The organism is Paracoccus liaowanqingii, assembly GCF_004683865.2.
Taxonomy (GTDB): Bacteria; Pseudomonadota; Alphaproteobacteria; order Rhodobacterales; family Rhodobacteraceae; genus Paracoccus; species Paracoccus liaowanqingii.
Map to the genome: position 1 here is coordinate 169,276 of NZ_CP040765.1, position 25,730 is coordinate 195,005.

A 25,730-nucleotide genomic window follows, 5' to 3' on the forward strand; every position below is an offset into this window, starting at 1 on the left:
AGGAGCTTGGGTTTAGTAACACAGGATTGGCGTCCTGTATTAGCAGCCATATTCCACCTGCTACAGTTACCCTCCCGCTCCTGAAAATCAAGAGCAAAAGCGCATTTGTGCGAACGGATACGGCTTGCCTGCGGACACCGCGCTTCTTGATCGAGGAGCAACAGATGAATACCAAGACAGCCGCGGCAAGCGGCGAATTCTTCCAGCGCATAGACAGCGCTATTGATGGCGCGCACGCCGGTGGCCGTGAACCGAACCGCAAACCCATCCACCGAAATTCGTGTCGTGCGGGATCTTGCGAGGCTTCTTTCTGGCGTGGAACGTCACGCCAGGACGTACAGAAGGTCTTGATGGCCGCGCGCCAGTATGAGCGGACCAAACGCGCGCCCGGCAAACGCAACGGGCCCCTCGGAGGCATCGCCCTGGAGGTGCTGGCCCTGTTCGCCAATCTGGTGAACTTTAAATCGGGCCGACTAGACCCTTCCTTGGATTACATAACCGACAAGCTGCGCCGATCCCGGGATGCCGTTGTGCGAGCGTTAAAAGCGCTGCGCGATCACGGCTTTCTAGACTGGCTGCGCCGCTTCGAGCCTGTGCCCAATGACGGCCGAGGGCCGCAGGTTCGCCAGGTCAGCAATGCCTATCGTCTGTCGGCGCCAAAGCGCGCTCTGGCGCTTCTCGGGCGATGGGCTGGGCGACCAGTGGCACCGGATGATGACCAAGCTGCCCGCGCTGATCGTGCTGCCATGAAAGCCGAGCATGTTGCCGCGCTTGATCTGGCCGAGTTCGCCATGTTCAAGATCGAGGATTCAGGACTTGCGAAGGCTCTGGCCCAGATGGGGAAAGCCGTCAGTTTACGCGAGTCTGCCAAGCGGACTGAATCCAAATCTACCTCTTATTCTTATGCCAGATCATGATGCGGACACAGTGCAACGGGCCGCTAACATGCCCCTGCGGCGGTTCCGGCAAGTGAAAGACGGGCCGGGAAACGGCACCCAATGTACATCAGCATCAACGCGTAGTTCTGGCGGCACTGTTGCATGGCTGAGCACCAGCGTCTGAAAGCTGTAGAGCGATGCAAGCTTCGTTTGAAGAAAGGAAGCGCCGAATGAACGGGTTTTCTCAGGGCACTAATCGTCTACACCGCCAGGATGCGCAATCCGACGCATCCGGTCGGCTGTCCGACAACATCCGGTCAGTCACTCCGGGGTATCTGGTCAGTGAAGGCCGAGGTCAGGTTGATCTCGATCACCCGGCGCCAGTCGGCACTGTCCAGCTCAAGCATGGGCCGGCGGAACTGGATGCCGGCGTTGTTCATCAGGATATCGACCTCAATCTCCTCAGCGTTCAGACGGTCAAAGGCCGCGATGATGGCCGTCTCGTCCGCGATGTCGAAGGCAAGTGTCAGCACGTCACGGCTTGCGGCGCGCATCTCGGTCGCGGCGTCGTCCAGCCGGTCCTTGTCCTGCCCGTTCAGGATCACCCGCGCGCCCGCGCCTGCCAGCCCTTCGCAAGGGCGCGGCCAAGTCCCCGCGAGGATCCGGTGATCGGTGCCGTGCGTCCGGTGAGTTTGAAAAGGGAAAGCGACATCATTCAGCCTCCGTCAATCTTGTGAGAGGCATTTGAATTTCAACGGTAGCTTTGGCTCTTCGCGTTGGTGTGTGCGCGCCGCCCTGGCGGCACCGATTCAAGAAGAAGCGGCTCGATAGCAAATAATTCAGATTCACCTCTGGCGTCCGAGCGGTCACGGCCTTACCGGGGGATTGTGATCAGGTTTCGATCAGCGTCTCGCCTGTCTCGTCGATGCGATACTTGCCTAGATCTATTCGAGTTACAGCTTGCCCGGTATCGCTGACCCGATAGCGTACTTCCTGATCGCCAACGGTTTCGGCATCGTCGGCGGCTGAACTCTTTGCCACCTCATCATTCGACAGGCAGTCAATAATTACCACCGCCCCCGACTCGTTCTGTGTCGATATGGTCAATGCTGCGGGCATCTGGCATTCCTTTCACTGTTGGTCTCTCACTTAACGACGCCGCCCTGAGTCGGCTGGTTTTAGTAGGTTCCGGGTGGATCGCTGGCGGGAAAGGATTCATCCGACAACTCGTCAGCCTCTGACCACTGGCGGGGGGGATCGCGCATTTCAGCCGGACCCGCCACACGGACCGTGTCCGACGTGTCCGGTCCGATAAGTTCAGCCTCGGCTTGCTGCCAATGGGTGGCGGCCTGCCCCTCGGGGCGACCGCTCGCTTCCCATATCTGTTGCGCGCGCTGGCGGATCTGGTCCGTCTTGTCCATATCCATCGTCCTTTGATGATGTCTGCTTCCGGACCTTGCCCAAGGCGAAGGTCCGGATGGTCTGCGCCGTCACATACCGACGCCACAGATCCTGAACTGTCTAACCCGGCTCATGTTCCCGCGACGGCCTGTCACTTTGCCTGGGGTGACCTCACCTGGACCCGGGACGATTTTCGCCTGCCTGGGGGCCATCTGCCCCGGGAATTGATCACGCCTTGAAATCGTCGGTAGGGTGCGCACTCGACCAACCGGGTGGTTGCAGATCGGACGCGCGTACGAGGCTGGCGTATTCACGTGTCACGTCTGCATCACCCCCAACACCAGTGAAACCGAGACGACCGCAAGCCAAACTGCCGCAACGCGTTGCAGCCTCTGTGCCCAGATCGCTCCCGCGCCAGGCCTGCGCGTCAAGGCTCCCACGCTCCCCCAAACCAATGCAGCAAAAGCTACCAGGACGCAGAAAAGAATGAGGTGAAGCGCGAAGGCCAAATCGCCGACCGCGGGCAATAGCACCAGCGCGAAGATCAAGGCTTTGGGATTGAGCGCTGTTGTCAGAAAGATCCGCTTCGCGCTGACTGCATCACCTTGGCCACCCCCAGCTTGAGCATCCCAGAGCCTGACTGCGAGCACCATGATCCAGACTACCGCCACGAGCTTCAAGGCGACCCCATAGCCGGGGACGCGCGCGAGCAGCTCATTGCCGACAACGGCAAGAGGTAGGATGGTCGTCAGATATCCGGCGATTTCCGCGGGCATCAGTCGCACCACATGGCGTAGGCCGCCATTGGCACCTGCAACCCCCATCAGGGTGTTGGTTGGGCCCGGAACAAGCAGCAGGGCTAATGCCGCGAAAAAGAACGCCGTGATGTCCATCTGATCTACCCCAGAGACTTATGAAGTCTGTATGCCATTCGGGAGAAGAAGAATTTAATTTCAGTCAACAACGGCCTGACAGTTCAACCCGAAACACACCGCCATGACCTCACCAGAGCCTCAAGAGCCAGTATTGAAGGCAGGCGAGATCCCCCGCAAAGCTGTCGGATCAGGGCGTTGGACACCCATCCCTATGGTGGAGATGCCGGGCAACGCGGCGGCGATGCAACAGCCGTCTTGCTGATCAGAGTGCTTCACCCTATCTCGGCAGGATGCGGCGTACGCATCCCCCGCTCTCCTTATCGAATTGGCTCATGAAACCGCATCGACATCGACGCAATGGCGCATCGCGTTCGCCACAACAACAGCGTGATCCCGGCAATCATGTCCTTGAGAGCACGAGCGCAAACGGCAAGATCCGAGGCACAGCGCGGCAACTCGTTGAGCGCTATCTTCAGTTTGCAGAAGAGGCTCGGCTTGCGAATGATCGCGTGGCGTCCGAGGCCTTCCTGCAATCAGCCGAGCATTATACCCGCTTGGGCAATCCCGCCCCTCTTACCTACACCCGGCCTGTAAAGTATCAGCCTCACGCGCCCGCGCCGGCTGCGACAGAGACGCGCTCTTCGGCCGGTGATGCGGACATGACCGTTCCATTGGCTGCGGTGTGCATTGAAAAAGCGCCTGAGCCTGAGGCCGTCATCGTAAAGATCGCGCCAAAGCTCCACGAGCCCAGGAGCCGAGAGCAAACTAGGAGCGCGAAACGGGCAGCGGCAGCGGCTGACCTTGAGCGGGTTGCCGGACAGCATGGTTACACATTGGCACAGCTAGGCTTGGTACTTCGGGCATGATTTGCACCGCCTATAGCTATGCTGGTGAGCGACATGCCACACCAGATGGAGCTCGGGTACTCTCAGCCACCGGGGTGGCGATTGACCGCTAAGCCCCGCTTAGCCAACGGATGGCGGCGGCGGGCGACCGACAACTAAGCGGGACGGAACTGCATAAAAAATCTGACCTCAATCAGTGGCGGCCCTATAAAAAGAATGGGTGGGTTTTGCAGCACATGGCAACGCGCCGTCGTGCAACAGTTGGTGCGACTGAAAGGGGCGGAAGATGAAGGTCTCAGATCTTGCTGAACGACAGATTTTGAAAGCGCAAGCTGAAGGCCAGCTTGACAACCTTAAGGGCGCCGGAAAACCAATTAATATCGAAGGTGATGGAAGCGCCGACGCTATCGGCTTTCGCATTATGGCAGACGCAGGCGTGGTGCCGCGTGAAATTCAACTGCGGAAAGCCGTCGAGGCGCAATCCCGAATATTGCGGGAAACAACGGGCGAAGAGGCTCGCAAGCGAGAGATGATCAAGCTGAATGATCTTCAGTTGCGCCTCAGCATTGAACAGGAAGCGCGGCGACGCTTCTACGGCAACTAAGCCACCAAGCCGTCATTGCCGCCGCTAGATCCCCCGCCTGACCCGGCCGGGCTGCGTTGGCGGATGTCTCCGCCTGCCCGGGTCAGGCTACATCGAAACCTTTGTCGCATTTCGAGTTGAATCCGCAGGGGGCGGTTCCGTATGTCGCCATCATCGATGACCGTTTCCGGCAACTTTGCGTTTCGGGTGGGGATCCCCAGAAATCTGAAATGGGCGGCGGGCTCATGATGATCGTCCCGGGGTAGTCACCCATTGCCATCTAGACACCAGGGCTGAAAGACAGCGGCAATTCTCTGGCCGGGACGGTGGCGGCTCAAAACCGGTTCCATTTCACCGGCCGGTCCATCTTCGGGTAAGACAGGCGCGGGCGCTCATGTACGCTCAAGGAGCGCCTGTGCTCTTACCTTGCCGGGCCTCCGCCATCTTCCAGGAGGAAAGCGCGGGCGATCTCGGACGCGATCCGGCGCGGTCGCCGGCTGGTGCCATCGACGCAGCACCACGAGCTGCGCACCTCCGCCACCAGATCATCTCCGCGCTTAAACAGGGTGGTGAAGGAGGCCCGGGATCCGCGCGTTCCCGTGGCCGTGACCCACGCCTCCACCTTGTCTTCAAGAAAGAGCGGCAGGCGGTAGGTGATCTCGTGCTTGAGAGCCACCCAGAGAAGCTCGGCCTGCGCTTCGGAAGGAGACCTGTGCTGCCAATACCGGACGACCGCCTCCTGCACCCATTGAAGATAGACGGTGTTGTTGACATGCCCCATGCCGTCGATCTCCCGCGGGGAGATCGTGATGGGGTGGCGGAAGGCGGGAGGAGACGCTTTCGTGCTGCTGTTCATGTTCACCCTGCCTCCCGACGCCGCATGAGGGTGCGGGCGACCCTCACGGCCGCACGTACCGGTGGCGCTTCTCAGCGCCGCCCCGTTAGCAGACCAATAAGGACGCCAATGCCGGCGGCGATACCCAACGCCCGGATCGGATAGCCGCGAACCAGATCCCGGGTTTCTTCATAGCCCAGCTCGGCATAGAAGGCCGCTTCCTGCGCTTTCTGGTGCCCGGCATTGACCAACCGCCCGGCATAATCCTGGCCTGCCTCCTGGAGGGGAGCAACATACGCGCGGGTGGCTTCTGCAGCGTCGCTTGCCAAGGCTGCACCGCGCTTTGCAAGCCCCGCAGCGCCGATCTTGGGATTGCTGGAGGGGTCATCGGTAGGAGCGATGGTGGCGTGTTCCAGCTCAGCAGTCGGCTTCTGTGCCATTTAAGGGCTCTTTCGTGTTGTGCGCTACTGACGAACGAAACTGATGGTCACCCGGGCGGTTCCACGGGCGGCGCAGGAGGCATGGGCAGGATTTGACTGGCCAGTTGATCAAGCAGAGTATGCGCTTCCCTTATGCCCAACCGATGCGCCACTGGGCGCTCCCGAACCATGCGCAAATTATCATGGCCTTGGACAAAGTATGGATGCAGGATGCAGCAAGACGGATGGCCCGTCAGACATCAGGAACGCTTACCGGGCCGATGGCCTCCAGCACGCCCCTGTCAGCCGGGCTGTTCGAGGCGATGACCGGGGGTGATGAGATAAGGCCAGGATGCGCCTTGCGGGGCTTGAGACTTTCACTCGTGAAGCATCTGGGATCAGACGGTGAGTGCCCGGCCGGCATAGCCAAAAACCCCGTCACGGCGCGGCCCTTTCCATCTGAAGGGCGCGGCGCAGATTGCTACGGTTCAAAGGCCGGGGGCAATCACCGCACGAGCAAGTGCGCAGCCCGCGCCAGGGCAAAAGGGCCTCGGTATCGCGATGATGCCGGGGCCTTGGTATATCCGAGGCCTGGGCTTCTCTCGGTGACCGATGGCGCGCGTCGGCTATGCGAACACCGACGATTGGCTGCGGAATGTCGACGGTAGCGGTGGGCGGGACGTGTATCCTAGGCAGAAAGCCCGTTTGTCATGACCTTTGATCTGCGCGTACGGGGATCTCGGTGAGCGACGCCCAGGCAAACGCCATCATCGAGAATGCGCCACAAACGGCGTAAGCCGTGAGGCATTCCCAGTATGCGAACCCGCTGAATAAAAACAGCACTTTGACGGCGACGGCAATCGCGAAGGCAAAAGCCAGATTAGCTGCGATCATCCGCGCGCTCCCGTAGAGAAGACCGGCATCTGCGGGAGACACCAGACTAGGTTCTTCGTTCAGGTCCAAATGACAAAAGGGCCCCGATCCGCCGGGGCCCTTCCATCTTATGGGACACGCACAAGTTAGCACAGGCGCTGATGTTCTGCATAGACAGACGCCGCGTCTCGTCGCCACAAGCGGCGATATTATGCCGTCAGACTAAGGGCGTAACATGAATGATCCGGATCGCATCCCGGTAGCAACGCTTTCATCCGATGGCATGACTACTGTAGTTCCGACCGGCAGCATCGAAGAAAGGCTGTTAGCTTACTAAATTTAAATAAGGAAACGTTTTTATCCACCAATACACTCACAAAAATTGTGGATAACCGCGTCGATCAAACGGCATGCGCTCCGCAGAACCCGGGCGTTCCTTCGAACCTTAAGCATCCATCAAGCGTTGGTCCGCGTCACGGGAGGGCATCATGGCGCCACGTCCATACTGGAAGGGTTATCTCAAGCTTTCCTTGGTCACCTGCCCCGTATCCCTGTCGCCCGCGACGAGTGATCGGGAGAAGATCAGGTTCCACACCGTCAACGCGAAGACCGGCCACCGGGTCAGGAGCCGCTTTGTCGACGAAGTGACCGGCGAGACGGTCAATGATGACGAGGAGGTCCGGGGCTTCGAGGTCGAGGGTGGACGCCACATCATCATCGAGGATGATGAGCTACAGGCCATGGGCCTGGAAAGCACCAGGACGATCAATGTCGAGCAATTCGTTCCTTCAGACAGTATCGAATGGATCTGGTATGATACCCCTTATTACCTGACGCCCGACAACGAGGTGGCGCAGGAGGCCTTCGTGGTTATCCGCAAGGCGATGGAAGCGACCGGCACGCTCGGGATCTCCCGCCTGGTCCTCGCGCGGCGCGAGCGGGCCGTCATGCTGGAACCCTACGGAAAGGGCATCGTCCTCTGGACGCTTCGCTTCGGTGATGAGGTTCGCCAGCCCAAGGATGTCTTCGGGGACATCGGAGACCGCAAGGCGGATCCAAAGCTGGTAACGATGGTAAAGAAAATCATCACCCAGAAATCCAAGCCCTGGGATGCTTCGATGGTTACCGATCCGGTTCAGGAGAACCTGAAGACCCTCATCGCAAGCAAGAAAAAGAAGAAGAAGTCCGGCGGCGCGCGCAAGGCAAAGCCTGACGACGCACTGGCGCCGCCCGACAACGTGGTCAATATCCTGGACGCGCTGCGCAAGTCGATTGCGACAGAGAAGAAGAAGAAGGGCAGCTAACCACCGCACGGCGCCGGACGTCCGGAAAACGCGGCCCTGCGGCAGGAAACACTGTCCGGAAGCCACCCACGCCGCTCGACTCGCGCGCTTTTAGGGCGCCTTGCGGCCGGGCTTGGTCAGCGGCACCGCAGCCTTCCAGAAATCCGCCCACGGATCGGGCGTGCTGCTGATGCGGGCCACCGCATTGTTGACGGTGAAGTGGTCGGGGCCGATCGCAGGGCCGAGTTCGCTCCAGTCGAGGGGCATCGAGACCGCGGCCCCAAGGCGCGCGCGCGTGGAATACGGAGCCACCGCCGTGGCCCCGCGGCCGTTCCGAAGATAGTCGATCAGCGTTTTCCCGCCCCGCTTCGCCTTCGAAACGGTGGCGACGTATCTCTCCGGGCTGTCTGCGGCCATGGCTTGCGCAATGCCTTTCGTAAAGGCCTTCACCTCATCCCACTGCGCCTTCGGCGTCAGGGGCGCCACGACATGCAGGCCTTTCCCACCCGACGTCTTCACGAAGCTCTCGAGGCCCGCTGCCTTCAGGCGATCCCGGACTTCGACAGCCGCCTCGATGATCTGGGTCCATGAGACACCGGATCCCGGATCGAGATCCATGGTGATGATGTCAGGACGCTCCAGATCGCCGAGCTGGGAACCCCAGGGATGGACCTCGAGTGTGCCCCCCTGCACCAAACCGATCAGACCCGCGAGGCTGTCGATCGCGATGATCGGCTCCCCGGCGTCATCCTTCGGGTCCCGCGCCTTCATGATTTCAGCTGATTGACCTCTCCAGGCGTGCTTCTGGAAAAAACAGTGCGTCCCAACCCCCTCTGGACATCGGAGCAGAGAAAGGGGCCGATGCGCGATGAAGGGCCCCATCCGGGTCCAGACGTCGGAGTAGTATTCCGCAAGGCCCTGCTTGGTGACGCCCGCATCCTTCCAGTAGAGCCGCTCCGGGCTGGTGAGCCGGATTGCAGGACGGGCCGGCTTGCGGGGCTCAGCCTCACCCGACTCCCGCACGATGTCCTTGGCGTCCTTGTCCTCCCGCATGCCCCTAAACGACGCGTGGCGGACGACCCCGCTGCCCGTCCAGGCACGGAATTCGACCTCGGCGACGAGTGCGGGGCGAACGAAAACCACATCGCGCTTCTCTTCGGATGAGAGGGGCGCGGCGATCGGGCTGGTCTTTCGCTCAAGCTCGCCGAGCTGCATGAAGAGCTCGCCTGCAACCCTCTGCGTGAACCCGGTCCCAACGCGACCTGCATAGACCAGCGCATCATCCTCATAATAGCCGAGGATCAGCGATCCGATGGCGCTGCGCAAGGTTGAGGACCTCGTATAGCCAGCCACCACGAATTCTTGACGCTCCGAGCATTTCGACTTGATCCAGGCCTTGCCCCGGCCCGACCGGTATGGCGCCCGTGCATCCTTCGAGATCACGCCTTCCAGGCTGAGACGACAGGCATGGCGCAGGACCAGCTCGCCATTCTCCTTGAAATGCGCGCTGTATCTCAGGGGTTCGCCCGATCCCTGGAGGAGTGCCTCCAGAGCCTCCTTCCGGTCGATCTGCGCGAGGGGCCTCAGGTCGCTGCCGTCGAGGTGGAGAATGTCGAAGGCGCAATAGACCAGACTATCGGTCTGGCCGTCGGTAAGTGCGGCCTGCAGCGCGGAGAAATCAGAGGCGCCGCTCGCGCCCTCTGACACGACCTCGCCATCGAGGATCGCGGTGCGGGCCTTGAGCTTCCCGAGAGCCGCGGGAATTGCGGCCCCAAAGCGGTCCGTCCAATCATGACCGCTTCGTGTGAAGAGCGTGACCTCGCCGTCACGGAGATGGGCCTGGAGGCGGTATCCGTCGAACTTGATCTCGTGGAGCCAGGTCTTGCCAGCGGGCGCGGAGGATCTCAGCGTCGCCAGCGCCGGGGGAATGAACCCAGGATACTCCGCCGGGATTGCGTTGGGGGGCGGTAACTGCGTCTCTTCGGCATCCGCCTTCCGCGATTTGCAGGACTGTCCGGGCGACGTCCCGGAAAGGTCTTCGACCAACCTGCCAGAGGTAATCGACTCGGGGCGTTCATCAAGGATATCCGGATCCCCCTTTCTCCTGGCGAACGCATCCTCGGCCTTGATCAGGAGCCAGTTGTCCCTCGTATCGCGCGGTTTTCTCGCCATGCGGGCGAGATGCCATCGGCCACCGAGCTTACCTCCCTCAATCTCGAATTCGAGGTGCCCCTTCGCCAGGCCCTTTCGAGGGTCGGCCAAGGCCTTCCAGCGACCGCTGTCCCAGAGGATGACATTGCCCGCGCCATATTGTCCCTGCGGAATGGTGCCCTCGAAATCGCCATAGGCGAGCGGGTGATCCTCGGTCTGGACCGCAAGCCGTTTCTCGCCCACGATGAGGCTCGGGCCCTCCGTGACTGCCCAGCTGAGCAGGACCCCATCGAGTTCGAGGCGCAGGTCGTAATGAAGGCGTCGCGCCGCGTGTTTCTGGATCAGGTAGCGATCCCCCTCCCCCGGGTCGCCCGCATCGCCGCGCGGCTCGGGCGTTGTCCCGAAGTTGCGCTTGCTGTTGTAGGTCTCGAGCGTCATCTACCCGGCCTTTTTCCGGGGCCTCGACGGTTCGGCTGCCTTCTTTCCAGACCCGCTCGACGCCGACTTTCCGGAAGAGCCTTTTCGCGAGCCGGTGCCTTTCTTCGTCGTGACCTGAGCGTCTGAGCCTGACGCCTCTGCGCTCTTGCGCAGCGCGTCGAGGAGGCTGACGACCTTGGTCTCCTTCGGGGGTTTCGGCGCCTTGATCTTCCGACCCGCGATCTTGGCCTTGACCAGTTCCGCCACCGCTTGATCGTATCGATCATCGAAATTCCTGGGATCGAACGTCCCCAATTTGGTCCCGATGATATGCTTGGCGAGATCGAGCAACTCCCCCTCCACCTTCACGTCGGGGAGATCCTCGAAAGCCTCGTCGGCGGATCTGACCTCGTAGTCAAAATTCAGGGTATGGGCAACGAGACCGAGTCCCTGGACACGCAGCATCACCGTGCGCACGCGCCGGAAGAGCACGGCTCGCGCTAGCGCCGCCACCTTCTGCTTGCGCATCCCCTCGCGGAGGACGGCGAAGGCATCTGCGAAAGCCTCATCCGCCGGCGCGATGAAATAGGGCTTGTCGAAATAGACCGTCTCGATCGATGAGCATGGGATGAAGGCCTCGATGGTCAGCATCTTGTCGCTGTCTGGCACCGCCGCCGCAATCTCGTCGGGTTCGAGAATGACATACCGATCCTTGGAGATCTCGTATCCCTTGATTTGGTCATCCTTGTCGACGGGTTCCTCGGTTTCCTCGTCGATGTATTCACGATGCACACGGTTGCCCGTGTCGCGGTTGATGATGTGGAAGGAAATCCGCTCCGACGTGGTTGCCGCAGCATAGAGGGCGACGGGAACGGTCAGCTCCCCGAGCCTCACCGCGCCCTTCCAGGTGACCCTCGGTGCCATCTTTGTTCCTCCAGCCAACGGTTCAGACGTTCGGTCTCACGCGCGTCGGGCCCGCAGCCCATCGCGCCGCGAGACCGAGTGGCACCGGCTCCGGCAGCTTGCGGACAGAGCTAGCTCTTGTCCAGCTTGCGTTCGATCTTGTCGCGGCTGTTGCCTTCGGAGGCGATCGCATCGCGCACCTCGTCCTTCGGCACGTCCATCTTTTTCGCCTCGTAGCGAACTTCGTGTTCCTGCTTTCCGGCGACGAGACGACGGTCCTGCCCACGCCCACGGCTGGTCTTGTTCTCATTCATGGCTGTCTCCTTCCGGAGCGTGAAACTGGGGGAGGCATTATTTGTTCCTAGCGCACGGGTTATCGCACGCCGCCGAGAAGCGAGGAAAATCACCGACGGGTGGCGTGGCTTCCAGAACCGCTCCTACTTGGATACGCTCGTGCAGGAAGCTGGATGCTTCATCGTCCGCCTCGCGTTTCACGGTGACGCGATAGCCGTCGCCAGCCGACTTTCTGGATACCAAATAGGCGGGTTTCACACGTTTCAGTCCGGCATTGTGACATCGGATTGCCGTGTCCGCTCACAGCAATTGAGACGCTGTCAGAAAAGCGAGGGCTTTTCTTGCAGCTTCTCATCGAAACTAGCTTCCTGATCCCTGCCCTCGTATGTTGGACACCGCGCACGAACTGCAAGGGATGCTGGTTTGGCTCTGGTTGCTGATAGATGCCATCGAGCTCGAGATCTTGCTAGAAAATCCGGTTTACGTCGTTCATGCGGCAACGAAGTCAATAAGTTGGACCTCTGTAAGATAAGTCATTTGAATGGATTTTTCTCAACCTTTCCAGCTCAAAAAAATTATTGAAATCCAGTCCATCCGATCCTCGCAGCAGCGCAAGGTCGCGCCGATGCGGTCGCCCTTCCCGAACTAGAACAGGGCCGCAAGGAAAGCCACTGGATGTGTTTCATCTTCCCGCAAATGCTCGGATTAGGCCATTCGATGATGTGCCATCTGTATGGCATCGAAGATCGCGACGAGGTGCGACGGTATCTTGCGCATCCAGTGCTGGGGTCGCGGCTGGTCGCCTACGTGCACGCCGTCCTTGCACATGGCGACCAATCGGCCGAGGCGATCTTCGGCACGTTTGATGCCAGCAATTTGCAGTCTTCGGCCACCCTGTTCGCCGCCGATGGTTCTGCTGCCTTTGACGAGATTCTCGATACTTTTTCGACGGCCAGCCCTATCCCCAGGCGGAACAGCGTCTGCGTCTCGCCGAATTGAACCAGGCCGGGACACGGTCGATCATCAGGCGTCGATCAGACCTGTCGGCCGCAACAGTTGCAGGATGGAGATAGTCATGCCCTGAATAGGGCTGAAACCAAGTAGTCAAATCCAGTGACAAAACTCCATCGACGTCGTGTTAAGCGCGTCACGGAGCCGGCGCGTCCGGATACTTGGCGCGCTCATCCTGTGCGGCAGCTTAGAACCGTTCTGCAATGATCCGGGTTAGCTTCTGATGGTCGGCGTCGAAGTTTCGGATCCCTTCAGCTAGTTTTTCGGTCGCCATGGCATCGGCGTTCATGTCCCACCGAAACCGCGCTTCGGTGATCGGTTTGTGCGGTTCGGCATGGGCCTGTCCGGGCCACAGGGCGCGCGGCAGGCCTGCAACCTCAGAGGACAGTTCGTCCAGCAGGTTGGGCGCGATCGTGAGGTTGTCGCAACCCGCCAATGCCTTGATCTGGCCCGTATTACGGAACGATGCGCCCATGACAACCGTCGCGATGTTATTCGCCTTGTAGTAGTCATAGATCTTGCGAACCGAGTTGACGCCCGGATCCTGAAGCGAGTCATAGCCAGGGACCCCTTCCGCCTTCTTGTACCAATCTGTGATTCGTCCCACAAAGGGCGAAATCAGATAGGCCCCTGCATCCGCGCAGGCTACCGCCTGCGCCATGGAAAACAGCAGCGTTAGATTACAGTCGGTGCCTTCGGCCTGCAAAATTTCGGCCGCGCGGATACCTTCCCAGGTTGAGGCCAGCTTGATCAGGATCCGCTCGCGATCCACACCGCGTTTAGCGTAATCGGCCAGGATGGCGCGGGCACGGGCGACCGAGGCATCGGTGTCAAAGGACAGGCTCGCATCAACCTCGGTCGAGACGCGGCCGGGCACCAGCTCGCTTAGCCGCGTTCCCACCGCCACGGTCAGTGTGTCGGGCAGGGTGTGGGCGGATAGGCCCGCCTTACGGCCCGCTTCGATCTCGGCGACGATCATTTCCTCCGATGCTGGATCCGACAGAGCGGCCAGCACCAGCGAAGGGTTTGTCGTGCAGTCGATCGGTTGATAGCGTTTGACTGCCGTCACGTCGCCGGTATCAGCAACCACGACGGTCATGTCGCGCAATTGGTCAAGAACCGTCCTCATGGCATCTTCTCCTGTCTGTTCGTCAGCCTGCCACGAGGGATTGCGCGCGGGCCGCGATGGCATCGCGGGTGATGCCGAATTGCTCATACAACGTCTCCGCCGGGCCGCCGGTCCCACCCCAACCAAAACGCAGCAAAAATAAGCCGCGGTCGTGAAGCGGTTCACCGCCCTCGACATACCCGTTACGATTTCTGCAGGATAAGTGGGACTGGGTAAAGGAGCACTGCGACCGGTTTCAGGTTTGCGCAACAGCGCCCCCATAATGCCTTGTTCCATTCTTGAGAAAGGAAGACACCAACAAATCTCAGTACTGCGACGCCAGCCTATCGCCAAAACGCGGACAAGACCCACCCGCTGCTTTTGGCCTCAATCGAGCTGATACCGTGCGCGGGCTTCGGTGAAGGAGATCAGCTTCTCTTGATGAGCGTCCCACAGGTGGAGCTTCACCCCGGCAAGACTCTCGCGGATGGTCAGGCGCTGCGCTTCGGCCAGTTCGCGGTGGTCACGGATCACATCGGGCAGGCGGTAGAAGGGGATGCGCGAGTAAAGATGATGAACATGGTGGATGCCGATGTTACCTGACAGCCAACGCAGGGGCTGCGGCAGGACGTAGTGTGAACTGCCGTCGAGAGCCGCATCATGGATTTGCCAGTTCTCGCCTGTGTACCAGTGCGTTTCCTCGAACTGGTGCTGCACGTAAAACAGCCAGACCCCAATCGTCGCTGCAACAATCGTCGTGGGCAGAAAAATCAGCAGCACAGGCAGAAAGCTTCCGAGCCACAGGATCAACCCCAACATGACGCCGATGCTAGCGTTGGTGCCCATTGTCGACATCCAGGAGCGCCGCTCCGATTTCATGGCTCCAATGGGAATGCGGTTTTGCAAGAAGAAGAGATAGCTTGGCCCCAGCACGAACAACACCACAGGATGACGATACAAACGATACCTGAAGCGCCCGCTCGGTGAACGTGCCCGATATTCATCTAGCGTCAGAGTCAGTACGTCCCCGATCCCGCGCTGATCAAGGTTGCCGTGATGAGCATGGTGGATCGCATGGGTGCGTCGCCAGAGTGCATAAGGCGTGAGGGTCAGAACACCCAGCAGACGACCCAGCCAATCCTGCGCACTCCTGTTCGTGAAGAAGGCCCCGTGCCCGCAGTCGTGCTGAATGATGAAGAGCCGCACGAGAAAGAGGCCATTGACCATGGCTAAAGCCAATGTCAGCGCCCAGCTAACCGAGAGCGCCATCCAAGCCAAAGCCCACAGGATGACGAAGGGCACGAGGGTCACTGCCAGTTCAAAAAGGCTCCGGCGGTTGGAAGGATCGCGATAGCGCGCCAGTATCCTGAGCCATTCGCGCGATGTTCGGGGAGAATGATAGTTGTCGAGCATCAAAGCCTATAGCTTAAGGGCCAGTCTCACTCTGGCGGTTAACTGCCTTGCCAGAAGGCAGCGACATGAGCGTCCTGCAAGCAACGCAGGGAAAGGACGTTTTTGAATGCTCTGCTGACCTATTAGTTCCGAAGTCAAAGCCCATTGCGCCGGTGTTGATTGTCGGAAGACAGCGCATCATGATACATCGCGAGCAGGTTTCTGGAGTGGGCGGCGGAAGCCAATGGCTGCCAGCTATTTGGCAACTGTCCGCTCGTGCATGACCACGCCGAGGCGATCTTCGATTTGCGCTATATCAGATTTACGTGCGCGGCTAAACTAAAAGTAATGATAAGCCGCTGACTGTGAGGGCGGGGTTGACTTAAAACGGCAAGGCGCCCGATATCCTACAAACCAGCTTATCTTAAAATTCGTCGTCGTCAGCGCCACATTCTTAAGTGCCCGGTGGGCATCTTAAACAGGGACGTTATTGAATGGATCTTCTTCATCTGAATCTAAAAGATTGTCTTCACCTGAAAAATTATCCTCCCGCAGGGTTGGTAACTTAATTGCAGTAACAGCATTTCGCAACTGCTCTGCTGCGAGATATCTGTCCCTTGGGCTGGACGCATAAATTCTATTGAGCAGCGCGGCGATCTCATCTTCAAAGTTCATCTTGGACATGACAACCTCGATTAATATTGGAGCTGATGTAGACGTCCCTTTAGCAAGTGGATGCTTCAACCCAAAAGGACGACGCTGGATCTACGTCGCGTTCTTTCAAGATTAGAATTCTTGATGCGGCCGATCACCAGCTGATATGCTGATCTTCAGCAGTCGTAAAAAAATCAACTCGTTTTGGGATATGTCTTCTTGCAGAATTTTGCGTTCTGATACATATCCCCCTGACTTAGAAAATCATGTCCTGTTCTGGATGTTTTCCGGGGAAAACGCATACTGATCTATCAGCTTGAGATGGAGGGCCCGATACTGGGCATTATGCTGATAGGCCGCTACGGCAGCGATAACCAGATCCCACTCTTCCCGCGTCAGATATTTTGGCGGCAATCTGGAAGACGAGCTTGTTTTCCAAGATTCTGGCATCTCTCGAAAGAGCCCTTCTCTGGCCGCCTTACATTGCATCAAAAGTACACGGACTGAGATTCTATACAACAAAAGTATTGGGTGAATAAGATAAAATTATTCTCTTTATAGTTGTTACCCAAGCTTTGGAATTGAGCCATGGGCTTTCCTATGCAACTTTCCTGCCTCATTTGATGGCGAGGCCCCTCCGCTGCACCTATTTTCACGTAACAACATTGGGCTTGACCTGGACGTTGAATAAATTTCAGTTCGGTTGTTTCGAAATGAAAAAACCTCCGGGCGATTTCTCGCGCAGGGGCAAAGCTCGCGCGAGCCAACCCGCGTCTTTCGCCTCTGGTGGTAGAGGCTGCCATGACATCGATCTTTAACCCGATCACCAACAATCTGGCACATGGCAAGAGGGTCGAGTCCAGGGGGTTCGGTAGCTTTACCAGCAAGATTCGAAATCCGAGAATTGGCCGGGACCCGAGAAATGGCGGCGCAGTGCAGGTCGAGACCAAGCAGGTCCCGACCTTCAGGGCCTGGAAACAGCTTCTGACGCGGCTGAACCCCGAAAGCTGACCGCCCCTACTCTATCATATCCTTTCCATGCTTGTTCTCCCCCAATCTGTTCGGGCTGGAGTGACAGGCCGTTGCTTTGTGCGCATGCGCATGCTTCCTACGCCCCCGAGGCTGACCGGAGGTCTGATCTCAAATCGGCGTCGGCAAATATCGGGTAGCCCCGACCGCCGCGGGTCAGATGCGTCTCGCCAGTCTTCAGGCGGGCAGGGTGTAGGGAGAAATAGACGTAATGAATTTCGGTGATGTGCTACTGCTGTCCAGCTCTGGTCTCGTGGCGGGGGCGATCAACGCACTGGCCGGTGGCGGAACGATTTTCACTTTCTCAGCGCTGGTTGCCGTCGGTCTTCCCGCGGTGACCGCCAACGCAACGAGTGCAGTCTCGGTTCTGCCAGGCCAGATTGCATCGACCTTTGCGTATCGCCGCGAGATTGCGCGCGCGTTCCGTCGGCTTCTGCCATTTTCCATTGTTTCCGCGATCGGCGGTATTCTGGGTGGCTTGCTGCTGCTCAACACCGAGGAGGGGGCGTTCCGCGCACTCGTCCCTTTTCTGATCCTGTTTGCCACCGTCCTGTTCATGATCGCACCCCATATCGCGACCTTGGGAGAGCGCCTGGCGTCTCGCCGAAAAAAGGATACGCCGGGACCGCTCGCGACGGGTCTGCAGGGGTTGGTGGCGATCTATGGGGGCTATTTCGGTGCGGGGATGGGGATCATGATGCTTGCCTCTCTTTCCCTTACCGAAGGACGTGACTTCCACGCCCTTAACGCTGCCAAGAATTGGCTCGCCTGTATTATGCAAGGCTTGGCCGTGGTTGTGTTCATTGTTTCCGGGGCCATCGACTACGGAGCGGTTGCGATCGTCGCTGTGGCAAGCATCCTTGGAGGATGGGGTAGTGTGACGGTCGGCCGGCTTGTGCCGCAACACATCATCCGACGGTTCGTCATCGTGACCGGACTGGCACTCAGCACATGGTATTTTTTTGTTTAGGCCAGAAGTAGAGCCTCATGCAGAAGGGCGCTTGACCGGCGCCTATGTTCTTTGCGTCGATGTGGTCTTACAGCGTTAAGGCTGCTTCTCTCAAAGTTGCCGTGATCCTAGAATCCGCAACGGCCGAACACAAAGACAGCCGACAAATGTTAAAATAAAGCATCATCACAGATCGTTCGCCTGACCAATAATCTACAGGCCCTGGTGCGGGAGCCGATCTCTGAAGGGTCGTGTGCTATGCTACCTCAATGAAAATCCGGGCCTGGACGGGGTTTCGGCAAGGCGTTCCAGGAGATCTTCCATATCCGCTCTACCTTGGGCGCTTCGCTCTTCCAGTGAGGAGCGGGAAAAATCGAGTGCCTTCAGAGTTCGCTGATGCTCCGGCGCCTGATACGCAAGGAGTGCCAGCGTCGATGCCGGGTCTTTTTGGCCCTCTTGTGCCCGCGAGCTTTGCTCGATCCGCGCGATCGTCCGGCGCGACTGCGTAGAGAAAATCAGATCCTGCGCGCGCGCAGCCGACTCGTCCAGGGTCTGGGGCCGTCCCTTCCCCAAAGCAAACAAGTCGACGGCGATACACAGGTGCTCGCCTTGGGGCGGCTCCCGGAACACCCGGTCCACCGGGAGATTGTTGGCCAGCCCCGCATCACAGAGCAGGCGGCCGCTGATCTCGATGGGAGAGAACATGGGGAGGATAGCGGTCGCTGCGAGGAGGTGCTCGGGTTTAATCTGGTCATCGCGATTGTCGAACCAGACCTCCTCGCCGCTCTCCACATCGAGGGCAAGGAAGGAAAACCGCTGCTCAGCCGTGTTGAGGCGCTCGAAATCAATGAGGCGCGATAGCGTTGCTGCCATCGCGTCATGCGAGGCGATCGCCCGGTCCGGTGGCATCATTGGCAGCGTGGACAAAATACCGGGAAGCCGAAGCGAGAAGAGACCAGGTCGGCCAAACAAGAGTGCGGCGGCGGCTGCCCGGTTGTTGATGTCTGCCCGGATGGTGTCAGGTAGCGCGAACGGCGCCGACCAAGGCAGAGGCTGGGCCGCCTGTTGCCAAAATTGACCAAGCTTCTCCAGACGTGTCTCTGGCGGATTGCCCAGGAGGATCGCGCCGGTCACGGCGCCGATCGATGCCCCGACGATCCAGTCCGGCATCAAGCCTTCCGCATCAAGAGCGCGGTATGCACCTAAGTGATAGGCGCCGAGCGCATTTCCTCCCCCTAGTACCAAAGAAAAGTACCTTCGGGACGTTGCGCCGCTGCCCGCCAGGGCTAGCGAAACCGGGACTTGACGGGCCTGACTTTCGTTCGAGGTCGACATGACGAATACAGCCCTTTTCCCATTCGTGAGGGGGAACAAATGACAGCACGCCCGGTTCCTCGGGCTTGACGCTGAAGAGTGCCGACCCCTGTGATTGCCTTAGTTCCAGCCAAGCAGAGCGAAGCAAGGTTTCTAGATCAAGCTATCCGGCCCTTATGGTTGCGGTGTGCGCTGAGCCAGCCGGCGGCATGGGTGTCGATTTAAGGCCAAAGGTTAGGGGATCTGAGAATGCCTGACGAAGAGGAGAAGGCTCGTCGCCAAGGGACCGGCCCGGCATTGACACAAGCCATGTGGTCCGCCTGGATAGAGCAAACGTCCGCCGCGGGAGAGGCCTTGAAAGAAGCATGGCAAGTGCCGCCGGCCTTTTCTTCGGGGATGGCGGCTGACAGAACCCGACCGAATGACGACATTCTGTCCAGAGACCCCATTCTGGGCGCCATTGCTCAGATGTGGAACGCCAACCCCCTACACAAGGTCGTGCCTCTGGACTGGGCAGAGATCACATGGGCTCTCCGGACAGTGGGGCAGCGTGCTCTCGCGAGGCCCGGGACGACGAAGTCTGTCATGGAGTTCAATCAGGACCTCTGGCGTATGACATTTGAGACCTGGCAAGAGACAGGGAGGCGCTGGATGGGGGTGGTCGAGCCGCCGTCAGAGGGTCCGGCGCCGGCCTTTGGTGACAAACGATTTGTGGCCCCCGAGTGGCAATCCAACCCGGCCTACCGCCTGCTGAAGGAGGTGTATCTGCTCGCCTCAAGCTGGCTTCTGGAACAGGGCGACACGGCGGACATGGACGAGGCCGAGCGGCAACGCGTGAACTTTCATCTACGCCAGTTCGTCGATGCGATGAGTCCCACACTGATGTTGATGTCCAACCCGGCAGCACTCAAGAGGGCGATGGAAACCGGCGGTGCCAGCGTCGCCGCCGGTGCTCGCAACCTGATGGCGGACCTCAACGCCGGGCGGCTCAGCATGGTGGACGCGGATGCGTACGCGCCAGGGCGAAACCTGGCACTGACGCCGGGGAAGGTCGTCCATCGCAATCGCCTGATTGAGTTGATCCAGTACGAACCGACCACAGACAAGGTCCACGCCGTGCCGCTGCTGATCGTGCCGCCTTGGATCAACAAGTACTACATCCTCGACATGCAGCCCAAGAACAGCATGGTCGCCTATCTGGTGGCCCAGGGTTTCACGGTCTTCGTCATCTCCTGGAAGAACCCCGACGCGTCGATGGATTCGGTCGGCATTGAGGACTACATGGACCTCGGCCCCTTGGAGGCGAGCGACGTCGCCCGAAAAATCACCAACAGCGAGACCGTCAACGTGATGGGGTACTGCATCGGTGGAACCCTCATGACGATGACGCTAGCGGTCCTCGCGGCGCAGGGCGACAAGCGGTTCCGCTCAGCTAGCTTCATGGTGTCGCTGCAGGACTTTGAGCGGGTTGGGGATACGGCAGTGTTTATGGACGAACATGGCCTGGACGTCATCGAGCGGCAGATGATGGAGCGCGGCTATCTCGACAGTGCCGAGATGTCTAACATGTTTAACCTCCTGCGGTCGAACGACCTGATATGGGCCAATGTTGTCAATAACTACCTGCTGGGGAACAAGCCGCCGGCATTCGACCTGCTTTACTGGAACAGCGATGGCACTCGCATGGCCCGCGCTGCCCACAGCTGGTATCTGCGCAACACCTATCGAGAGAACAACCTCGTCAAGCCGGGCAAGGTCAAGCTCAAGGACAAGCCTATCGACCTTGGGCGCATCACCCTGGACTGCTATTCCGTAGGCGCCGAAAAGGACCACATCGTGCCTTGGGATGCGGCCTGGCGCATCACCCAGCTCTTCGGCGGTGACGTGCGGTTCGTTCTCGCCTCCAGCGGCCATGTTGCCGGCATTATCAACCCTCCGGGTGGCAAGGGCGCGCACTGGGCATCGGAGGACGGCACAGCAGCAAACACCCCGAAGCAGTGGTTGCAGGAGGCGAGCCGCCGCGAAGGTAGCTGGTGGCCCGATTGGGCAGCCTGGATGGCGACCCGCTCAGGCAGAAAGGGCAAGCCTCCCTCGTTGGGCAGTGACGACCACCCGCCACTGCAGGACGCACCCGGCAGCTATGTGATGGAAAAATAGGACTCAGAGCCGCAATAGTTGGTCAGATTGAGCTATGGCCAGAGGATGCGCTCAAGGCGCCGTTTCTCCCGGAGGGTCATCATCAACGCCCTTGGAGCCCCAGAGGCGCGGACGGGGATCGTGTCCGGATTGAGATGTTTTGCCTGTGCAGAGCGATCCGCTCCTTGGGCTTGGAGCCCGTCTGATCTCCGGCTACCTGTTCGACACGGAAAATGACCTCGCCGGCTCCGCAAACTCTGCATCGACCCTGCTTGTAGCAGGATCTACTTTTCAGGCGCGGACTGGGTGGACTTTGACCCTACCAATCGAAGCCCCGGGCCAAGTAACCTTATCCTTATCGCTGTTGAGCGCGATATTCGCCCTGCCGACCCGGTAGTAGGAAGCTCTCTCGGACGATCGCCAGCAATGCTTGCATCCTCGGGCCTCCCTCCTTCAACGATGATTTCGCATGCCCGCTTAGGGCTTTCTTCTTGGTCAAGCCTCGGGCGGGAACAAACGATAGTATGCGAGGTTGCCGGAATATGCCCGAGAGGTGGGCAAATCTGGGAGGATCACATGAAACTGCGTGCTACTTTGATGGCCAGCTGTGCGATGGCACTGATTGGAACAACTGCCATTGCAGACTGCGCTGCGGACTTGGCCCAACTTCACTCAGAAGATCTGCAGATCGGTCAAGGCCAAGGTATCGCCAAGGACGGATCGTTGCCACCACTGGCAACCGCGGATGCCGCGCCTGAAAGCGATAGCGCCGCAACACCCGTTCCCGGTGCCGCGGCCCACGGCAGGGAAGACAACGCTGCAGGTAATATTGAAACTGCCGGCAGTACGGTTGCAGACAGTGACATGGCGGCTGCCGATACCGCAGCCTCTGCCGAGACGGTACCCCCCGGCGAGGTCGAAGGGGAAGGCTCCGCAAACGATGGAGCGCAGGAAGCTCATGACGCGGCAGAAGGAAGCAACAGCCCAATGACGCCCGAGAATGATGACGCGGCTGCCACCGGCGAAGACAGTGCAGCAAGCGATACGGATGCTGCTGGCGGCACAGCCGCGACAAGCGATATGGCAGCCGCTAATTCGGCCACCTCGGCCGAAGGCACGCCCTCAGGTGACGGCATTGCGAAAGACGGATCACTTGCTCCGCAGGAGGGAACGGAAGCAGAAGCCGGCACTCCCCGCGCCATGTCGGGACAGGACGTCCAGGCTCAGCAGGAAGGCAACCCAACTGCTGCTGAAAGCGCTGAAAGCAGCGCTATGGCTGAGACCACCTCAGGCACGACCACCAACAGCAGCGCAGATACGCCAGCCGGTGGGACTGACAGGTCAAGCTCTGAGACGAGTCCCGCCATAGACAGCGATACGGCTGAGGGCGAAGCAACCATGGCGTCCCCTGACCGCAGTGAATTGGTCGCCGAAGCACAGGCAGCTCTCAATGCCGGCGATGAAGAAGCATGCCGTGAAGCTATCGAGAAGATCGAAGCTCTCTGATCACTATCGAGATGCCGTCTCCCAGACCTTTGCGCGGGAGACGGTAAGACCGTCACCCTCACTATATAGCTTGCTGATTTGAGAAGCGCTAAAGCATCAAATGATCCACAGTTTTGGGGGGTAAATTCGCGGACAAGATCGGAATAGAAGCACAGAACAGTGGCATAGTTGGCCTATCTGGAGTGACTAGACCACAGGCGGTTTAGTTTTCGGCGAGCAAACACAGTATCGCCGTCGGCTATCGGGTTGCCCAATTTTACTGTCTGACCATCTCAGCTTGGGTCCGGAAACCGAACCCGTAGGGTCTCCTTTTTGAGAGAACTCAACGCCCAATAACCATCATTCGCACATTAGCACAGAACAGCATCCACATTAACGGCGCCTACGCCTGGTCTGAACGGGAACAAGTTTTCCGCTTGTCAGTTTTATCGAGGTAAATCGCCAAGGAGATCACAATGGCTGATCAAACACTTGATACGTTGTTCCACGAGACGCTCAAGGACATCTATTATGCCGAACGCAAGATCGCGACGGCTCTACGGAAAATGTCCCGTGCTGCTCAGAACCCTGATCTGAAAGCTGCTTTCGAGACGCATGAGCAGGAAACACAAGCCCAATACGAGCGCCTATCCGATGTCTTCGAAACGATTGGCAAAAAGCCCCGTGGTAAAACTTGCGATGCCATCGAGGGTATCATTGCCGAGGGTCAGGAGATCATGGATGAGTTCAAGGGAAGCCCCGCTCTCGATGCTGGACTTTTAGCCGCCGCACAGGCCGTCGAGCATTATGAAATTGCCCGCTATGGTACGTTGAAAGCATGGGCGCGGCAACTTGGACTGGAAGAGGCCGAACGCTTGCTGGACGAAACTCTGCAGGAAGAGATGGCGACCGATCAAATACTGACCGGCCTTGCAGAAACTGTCATTAATGCTGCTGCCGAGAGCACGAAAGCCTAAATTAACCGGTCTTTTAATATAACCTTCAGGAACCAATGAACAAAGTCCGACCCGCGGTTATCGTCACTTAACTCATGGGTCGGGCTGACTTTAATCTCTGACGAAAGGCTTCATCCGGCGAGCATAATTCCCGGGAGTTATATTTACAGCACACGAACCTAAACAAAGTAAAATCCACAGGAACTTAAATGTCGCAAACTCCAAAGCCTAAGCGTGGCCTGCCTCGCGCTCTACTCTATGGCCTTATCCCGGGTGGATTCATAGTCATGGTTCTCTTTTTTCTGTTATCCGGGTGGGCTGCCGAGGAAGAACCTGCGGAAATGACTGAGGCACGCGAGCGAGCGGAAGAAATTTCCGAGGCAGAAGCAGAGTAGAAAAATTGCAGGCCACCGATGGTGATCTGCATGATGATAACCCTACCGTCTCGGGCGCACTCAATAACTGGCCTTCTGTCATGCATAGCATCCATGGGTTGAGCAATGGACGCTATTGGCCCCGCTTATATGGCACCAAAATCGTCGAGTTTAATAACGATATACATCGCGTTCAAATATTCAATGACGCTATTCGAACGTTGTTCAACTCCGATGTGGCGTACATTCGTCTTGGGTGATGGCTTTCTCGACATGCGGCTGAGCTTGCATTTTTCTAATGCCAGATTTGGCAGTGCCATCGCTTTCGATAACTTGGATGCGCCGCCTTAACTTAAAATCAGGGTCGCGTCTTCCGATGGATCATGGACCTACATTGAAGGTACTTCCACTATGCTCGGTTGCAGTATCCCACCGCCCAGCAGCAAACCACACATGGATGCGGTAAGCTCTCGCCAAGCCGAGGGCTATCATCATCAGAAAACTGCTCGTAAAATATATTTCGAATATTTATCACGCGCCCTAGGCGGGCAGGCAAATATGCCACCGGAAATATTATATGAATTTTTATTTACCGCAGTGGTGAACTGATGCTCTGCGAGCGAACAGACTTGGCCGGAAAATTTAAAGAATCTTTAGCTTCTAGCCGATAAAAATAAAAGCTTTTTTTTCGGGCCTGTATTTTTGCACTCACTATTGGCGAGCGTGGGAGATAGGACATACGGGCCGCGCCGGCTGCGGAAAAGAACTTTGTCAGCAATGCGGCGACGGAGCGAGGGGTTATTTTGCAATTCCCGGTCCTGCAGGAATATCAATCCATGAAGCTCCGGCCTGAAATCTAGCGCCAGCTCAGCCCCCCAGGACGCTACCAAAGAAGGAGACAGACCTCGGTCGTCGCCGATTTGCGTGGCCATGATGCCGGGAATCCATTCGGTTACCACGATTGATGGCAAGTGGCACTCAAGTTCAGTTGCAAGCGCCATGGAGAACGATCTGAAGCCAGCTTTCGAAACGGAGTAGCCCAGCTTTCCTACGGCGGGGCCCTCACCCGCAAAACTTCCGACATTGATGATGCGGCCCCGCCTGCGCTGTAGCATTCCTGGTATGAAAACCTTGGATGCAATGATTGGGCCGCAGCAATTTATGCGGATGTGGTCATTAATTTCGTCGGAAGTAGAATTCAGAAAATCTTGCTGCAAGCAAATGGCGGCATTATTGACCAAGATCGAAACAGGACCCATATTATTTTCTATGTCAGAAGCAACTCTTACCATTTCCTGGTCACACGATACATCTGCAGCTATTGCTGTAAAAAATCCGGCGCGGCAATTACGTGCCGTCTCCTCAAGTCGACCGATATTTCGCGCTATTCCTATGACATGGAGGCCTTTTTCCGTGAGCGATTGTGAAAGTGCACGTCCCAATCCTGAACTGGCGCCTGTAACAACTGCTATCAAAGATTGCGGCAAACCGGACATTAACACCTCACGATAACAGCGTATATTTTTCTTGTCTTTTAACCCGCAAGTCGTTTCGATGTTCCTCAG

General features: G+C 58.4%; 25 protein-coding genes and 1 pseudogene. 11 read left to right on the forward strand and 15 right to left on the reverse strand.

Going from position 1 to position 25,730, the window contains the following annotated elements; all coding sequences use genetic code 11:
* Positions 1 to 164 precede the first annotated feature (164 nt).
* Positions 165 to 917: a helix-turn-helix domain-containing protein gene (locus E4191_RS22895; protein ID WP_139616580.1), complete on the forward strand. Its 753-nt coding sequence runs from the start codon at positions 165 to 167 to the stop codon at positions 915 to 917.
* A 305-nt stretch (positions 918 to 1,222) separates the two neighbouring features.
* Here E4191_RS22895 and E4191_RS22900 read toward each other — a convergent pair.
* The 4 genes and pseudogenes from E4191_RS22900 to E4191_RS22915 form a co-directional block, all read right to left on the reverse strand.
* Positions 1,223 to 1,590 (reverse strand): annotated as a pseudogene (locus E4191_RS22900) (SDR family NAD(P)-dependent oxidoreductase); the annotation flags it as partial.
* Between the two features lie 179 nt (positions 1,591 to 1,769).
* Positions 1,770 to 1,997 carry a hypothetical protein gene (locus E4191_RS22905; RefSeq protein WP_139616581.1) on the reverse strand — a complete coding sequence of 76 codons (228 nt, stop codon included), beginning with the start codon at positions 1,995 to 1,997 and terminating at the stop codon, positions 1,770 to 1,772.
* 59 nt (positions 1,998 to 2,056) lie between these two features.
* The gene (locus E4191_RS22910; RefSeq protein WP_176562869.1) at positions 2,057 to 2,299 is read right to left on the reverse strand and encodes a DUF2934 domain-containing protein; all 243 of its coding nucleotides are present in this window, start codon (positions 2,297 to 2,299) and stop codon (positions 2,057 to 2,059) included.
* Positions 2,300 to 2,596: 297 nt separating this feature from the next.
* A complete protein-coding gene (locus tag E4191_RS22915; RefSeq protein ID WP_139616582.1) occupies positions 2,597 to 3,172 on the reverse strand; it encodes a hypothetical protein in 576 nt (191 codons plus the stop codon).
* 314 nt (positions 3,173 to 3,486) lie between these two features.
* On the opposite strand from E4191_RS22915, the gene E4191_RS24955 reads away from it, so the two are divergent.
* Together E4191_RS24955 and E4191_RS22925 are read left to right on the forward strand one after the other, a co-directional pair.
* Positions 3,487 to 4,020, forward strand: coding sequence for a DUF4167 domain-containing protein (locus tag E4191_RS24955; RefSeq protein ID WP_176562870.1), 534 nt, complete (start codon positions 3,487 to 3,489; stop codon positions 4,018 to 4,020).
* Between the two features lie 265 nt (positions 4,021 to 4,285).
* Positions 4,286 to 4,603 carry a DnaJ family domain-containing protein gene (locus E4191_RS22925; protein ID WP_139616584.1) on the forward strand — a complete coding sequence of 106 codons (318 nt, stop codon included), beginning with the start codon at positions 4,286 to 4,288 and terminating at the stop codon, positions 4,601 to 4,603.
* Positions 4,604 to 5,003: 400 nt separating this feature from the next.
* Here the strand turns inward: E4191_RS22925 and E4191_RS22930 are convergent, their stop codons facing one another.
* The 3 genes from E4191_RS22930 to E4191_RS22940 form a co-directional block, all read right to left on the reverse strand.
* A complete protein-coding gene (locus E4191_RS22930; RefSeq protein ID WP_139616585.1) occupies positions 5,004 to 5,438 on the reverse strand; it encodes an acyl-CoA thioesterase in 435 nt (144 codons plus the stop codon).
* Between the two features lie 71 nt (positions 5,439 to 5,509).
* Positions 5,510 to 5,857, reverse strand: a complete 348-nt coding sequence (locus E4191_RS22935; protein ID WP_139616586.1) for a glycine zipper domain-containing protein — start codon at positions 5,855 to 5,857, stop codon at positions 5,510 to 5,512.
* A gap of 687 nt (positions 5,858 to 6,544) precedes the next feature.
* Positions 6,545 to 6,730: a hypothetical protein gene (locus E4191_RS22940; RefSeq protein WP_139616587.1), complete on the reverse strand. Its 186-nt coding sequence runs from the start codon at positions 6,728 to 6,730 to the stop codon at positions 6,545 to 6,547.
* 467 nt (positions 6,731 to 7,197) lie between these two features.
* Between E4191_RS22940 and ku (E4191_RS22945) the strand changes: the two genes are divergently transcribed.
* Entirely contained in the window at positions 7,198 to 8,013 is an 816-nt protein-coding gene (gene ku / locus E4191_RS22945) for a non-homologous end joining protein Ku (RefSeq protein WP_139616588.1), read from the forward strand.
* A 90-nt stretch (positions 8,014 to 8,103) separates the two neighbouring features.
* Here the strand turns inward: ku (E4191_RS22945) and ligD are convergent, their stop codons facing one another.
* The 3 genes from ligD to E4191_RS22960 form a co-directional block, all read right to left on the reverse strand.
* Positions 8,104 to 10,581, reverse strand: coding sequence for a DNA ligase D (gene ligD / locus E4191_RS22950; RefSeq protein WP_139616589.1), 2,478 nt, complete (start codon positions 10,579 to 10,581; stop codon positions 8,104 to 8,106).
* Entirely contained in the window at positions 10,582 to 11,484 is a 903-nt protein-coding gene (gene ku / locus E4191_RS22955; RefSeq protein WP_139616590.1) for a non-homologous end joining protein Ku, read from the reverse strand.
* A 110-nt stretch (positions 11,485 to 11,594) separates the two neighbouring features.
* Positions 11,595 to 11,777, reverse strand: coding sequence for a DUF3606 domain-containing protein (locus tag E4191_RS22960; protein ID WP_139616591.1), 183 nt, complete (start codon positions 11,775 to 11,777; stop codon positions 11,595 to 11,597).
* A 577-nt stretch (positions 11,778 to 12,354) separates the two neighbouring features.
* Here E4191_RS22960 and E4191_RS22965 point away from each other — a divergent pair.
* Positions 12,355 to 12,756, forward strand: a complete 402-nt coding sequence (locus E4191_RS22965; RefSeq protein WP_139616592.1) for a DUF1810 family protein — start codon at positions 12,355 to 12,357, stop codon at positions 12,754 to 12,756.
* A gap of 199 nt (positions 12,757 to 12,955) precedes the next feature.
* Here the strand turns inward: E4191_RS22965 and tal are convergent, their stop codons facing one another.
* Together tal and E4191_RS22975 are read right to left on the reverse strand one after the other, a co-directional pair.
* A complete protein-coding gene (gene tal / locus E4191_RS22970; RefSeq protein ID WP_139616699.1) occupies positions 12,956 to 13,897 on the reverse strand; it encodes a transaldolase in 942 nt (313 codons plus the stop codon).
* 366 nt (positions 13,898 to 14,263) lie between these two features.
* Complete coding sequence (locus E4191_RS22975; protein ID WP_139616593.1) at positions 14,264 to 15,289, reverse strand: fatty acid desaturase; 1,026 nt, start codon at positions 15,287 to 15,289, stop codon at positions 14,264 to 14,266.
* Between the two features lie 65 nt (positions 15,290 to 15,354).
* On the opposite strand from E4191_RS22975, the gene E4191_RS22980 reads away from it, so the two are divergent.
* Complete coding sequence (locus E4191_RS22980; RefSeq protein WP_139616594.1) at positions 15,355 to 15,552, forward strand: hypothetical protein; 198 nt, start codon at positions 15,355 to 15,357, stop codon at positions 15,550 to 15,552.
* A 190-nt stretch (positions 15,553 to 15,742) separates the two neighbouring features.
* Here E4191_RS22980 and E4191_RS22985 read toward each other — a convergent pair whose 3' ends face one another.
* Entirely contained in the window at positions 15,743 to 15,952 is a 210-nt protein-coding gene (locus E4191_RS22985) for a hypothetical protein (protein ID WP_139616595.1), read from the reverse strand.
* A 702-nt stretch (positions 15,953 to 16,654) separates the two neighbouring features.
* Here E4191_RS22985 and E4191_RS22990 point away from each other — a divergent pair.
* Complete coding sequence (locus E4191_RS22990) at positions 16,655 to 16,933, forward strand: HU family DNA-binding protein (protein WP_228461945.1); 279 nt, start codon at positions 16,655 to 16,657, stop codon at positions 16,931 to 16,933.
* A gap of 229 nt (positions 16,934 to 17,162) precedes the next feature.
* Positions 17,163 to 17,921 (forward strand): sulfite exporter TauE/SafE family protein, encoded by a 759-nt coding sequence (locus E4191_RS22995; RefSeq protein WP_139616597.1) that lies wholly within the window; start codon positions 17,163 to 17,165, stop codon positions 17,919 to 17,921.
* Positions 17,922 to 18,161: 240 nt separating this feature from the next.
* On the opposite strand, the gene E4191_RS23000 is transcribed toward E4191_RS22995, so the two are convergent.
* Complete coding sequence (locus E4191_RS23000) at positions 18,162 to 19,235, reverse strand: patatin-like phospholipase family protein (RefSeq protein WP_139616598.1); 1,074 nt, start codon at positions 19,233 to 19,235, stop codon at positions 18,162 to 18,164.
* Between the two features lie 228 nt (positions 19,236 to 19,463).
* Between E4191_RS23000 and E4191_RS23005 the strand changes: the two genes are divergently transcribed.
* From E4191_RS23005 to E4191_RS23015, 3 genes are all read left to right on the forward strand, one after another.
* Positions 19,464 to 21,371 (forward strand): PHA/PHB synthase family protein, encoded by a 1,908-nt coding sequence (locus E4191_RS23005; protein ID WP_139616599.1) that lies wholly within the window; start codon positions 19,464 to 19,466, stop codon positions 21,369 to 21,371.
* A gap of 555 nt (positions 21,372 to 21,926) precedes the next feature.
* Positions 21,927 to 22,856 carry a prolipoprotein diacylglyceryl transferase gene (locus E4191_RS23010; protein ID WP_139616600.1) on the forward strand — a complete coding sequence of 310 codons (930 nt, stop codon included), beginning with the start codon at positions 21,927 to 21,929 and terminating at the stop codon, positions 22,854 to 22,856.
* A gap of 455 nt (positions 22,857 to 23,311) precedes the next feature.
* Complete coding sequence (locus E4191_RS23015) at positions 23,312 to 23,812, forward strand: YciE/YciF ferroxidase family protein (RefSeq protein WP_139616601.1); 501 nt, start codon at positions 23,312 to 23,314, stop codon at positions 23,810 to 23,812.
* Positions 23,813 to 24,818: 1,006 nt separating this feature from the next.
* On the opposite strand, the gene E4191_RS23020 is transcribed toward E4191_RS23015, so the two are convergent.
* Positions 24,819 to 25,661 carry an SDR family NAD(P)-dependent oxidoreductase gene (locus E4191_RS23020; protein WP_176562871.1) on the reverse strand — a complete coding sequence of 281 codons (843 nt, stop codon included), beginning with the start codon at positions 25,659 to 25,661 and terminating at the stop codon, positions 24,819 to 24,821.
* Between the last annotated feature and the right edge of the window lie 69 nt (positions 25,662 to 25,730).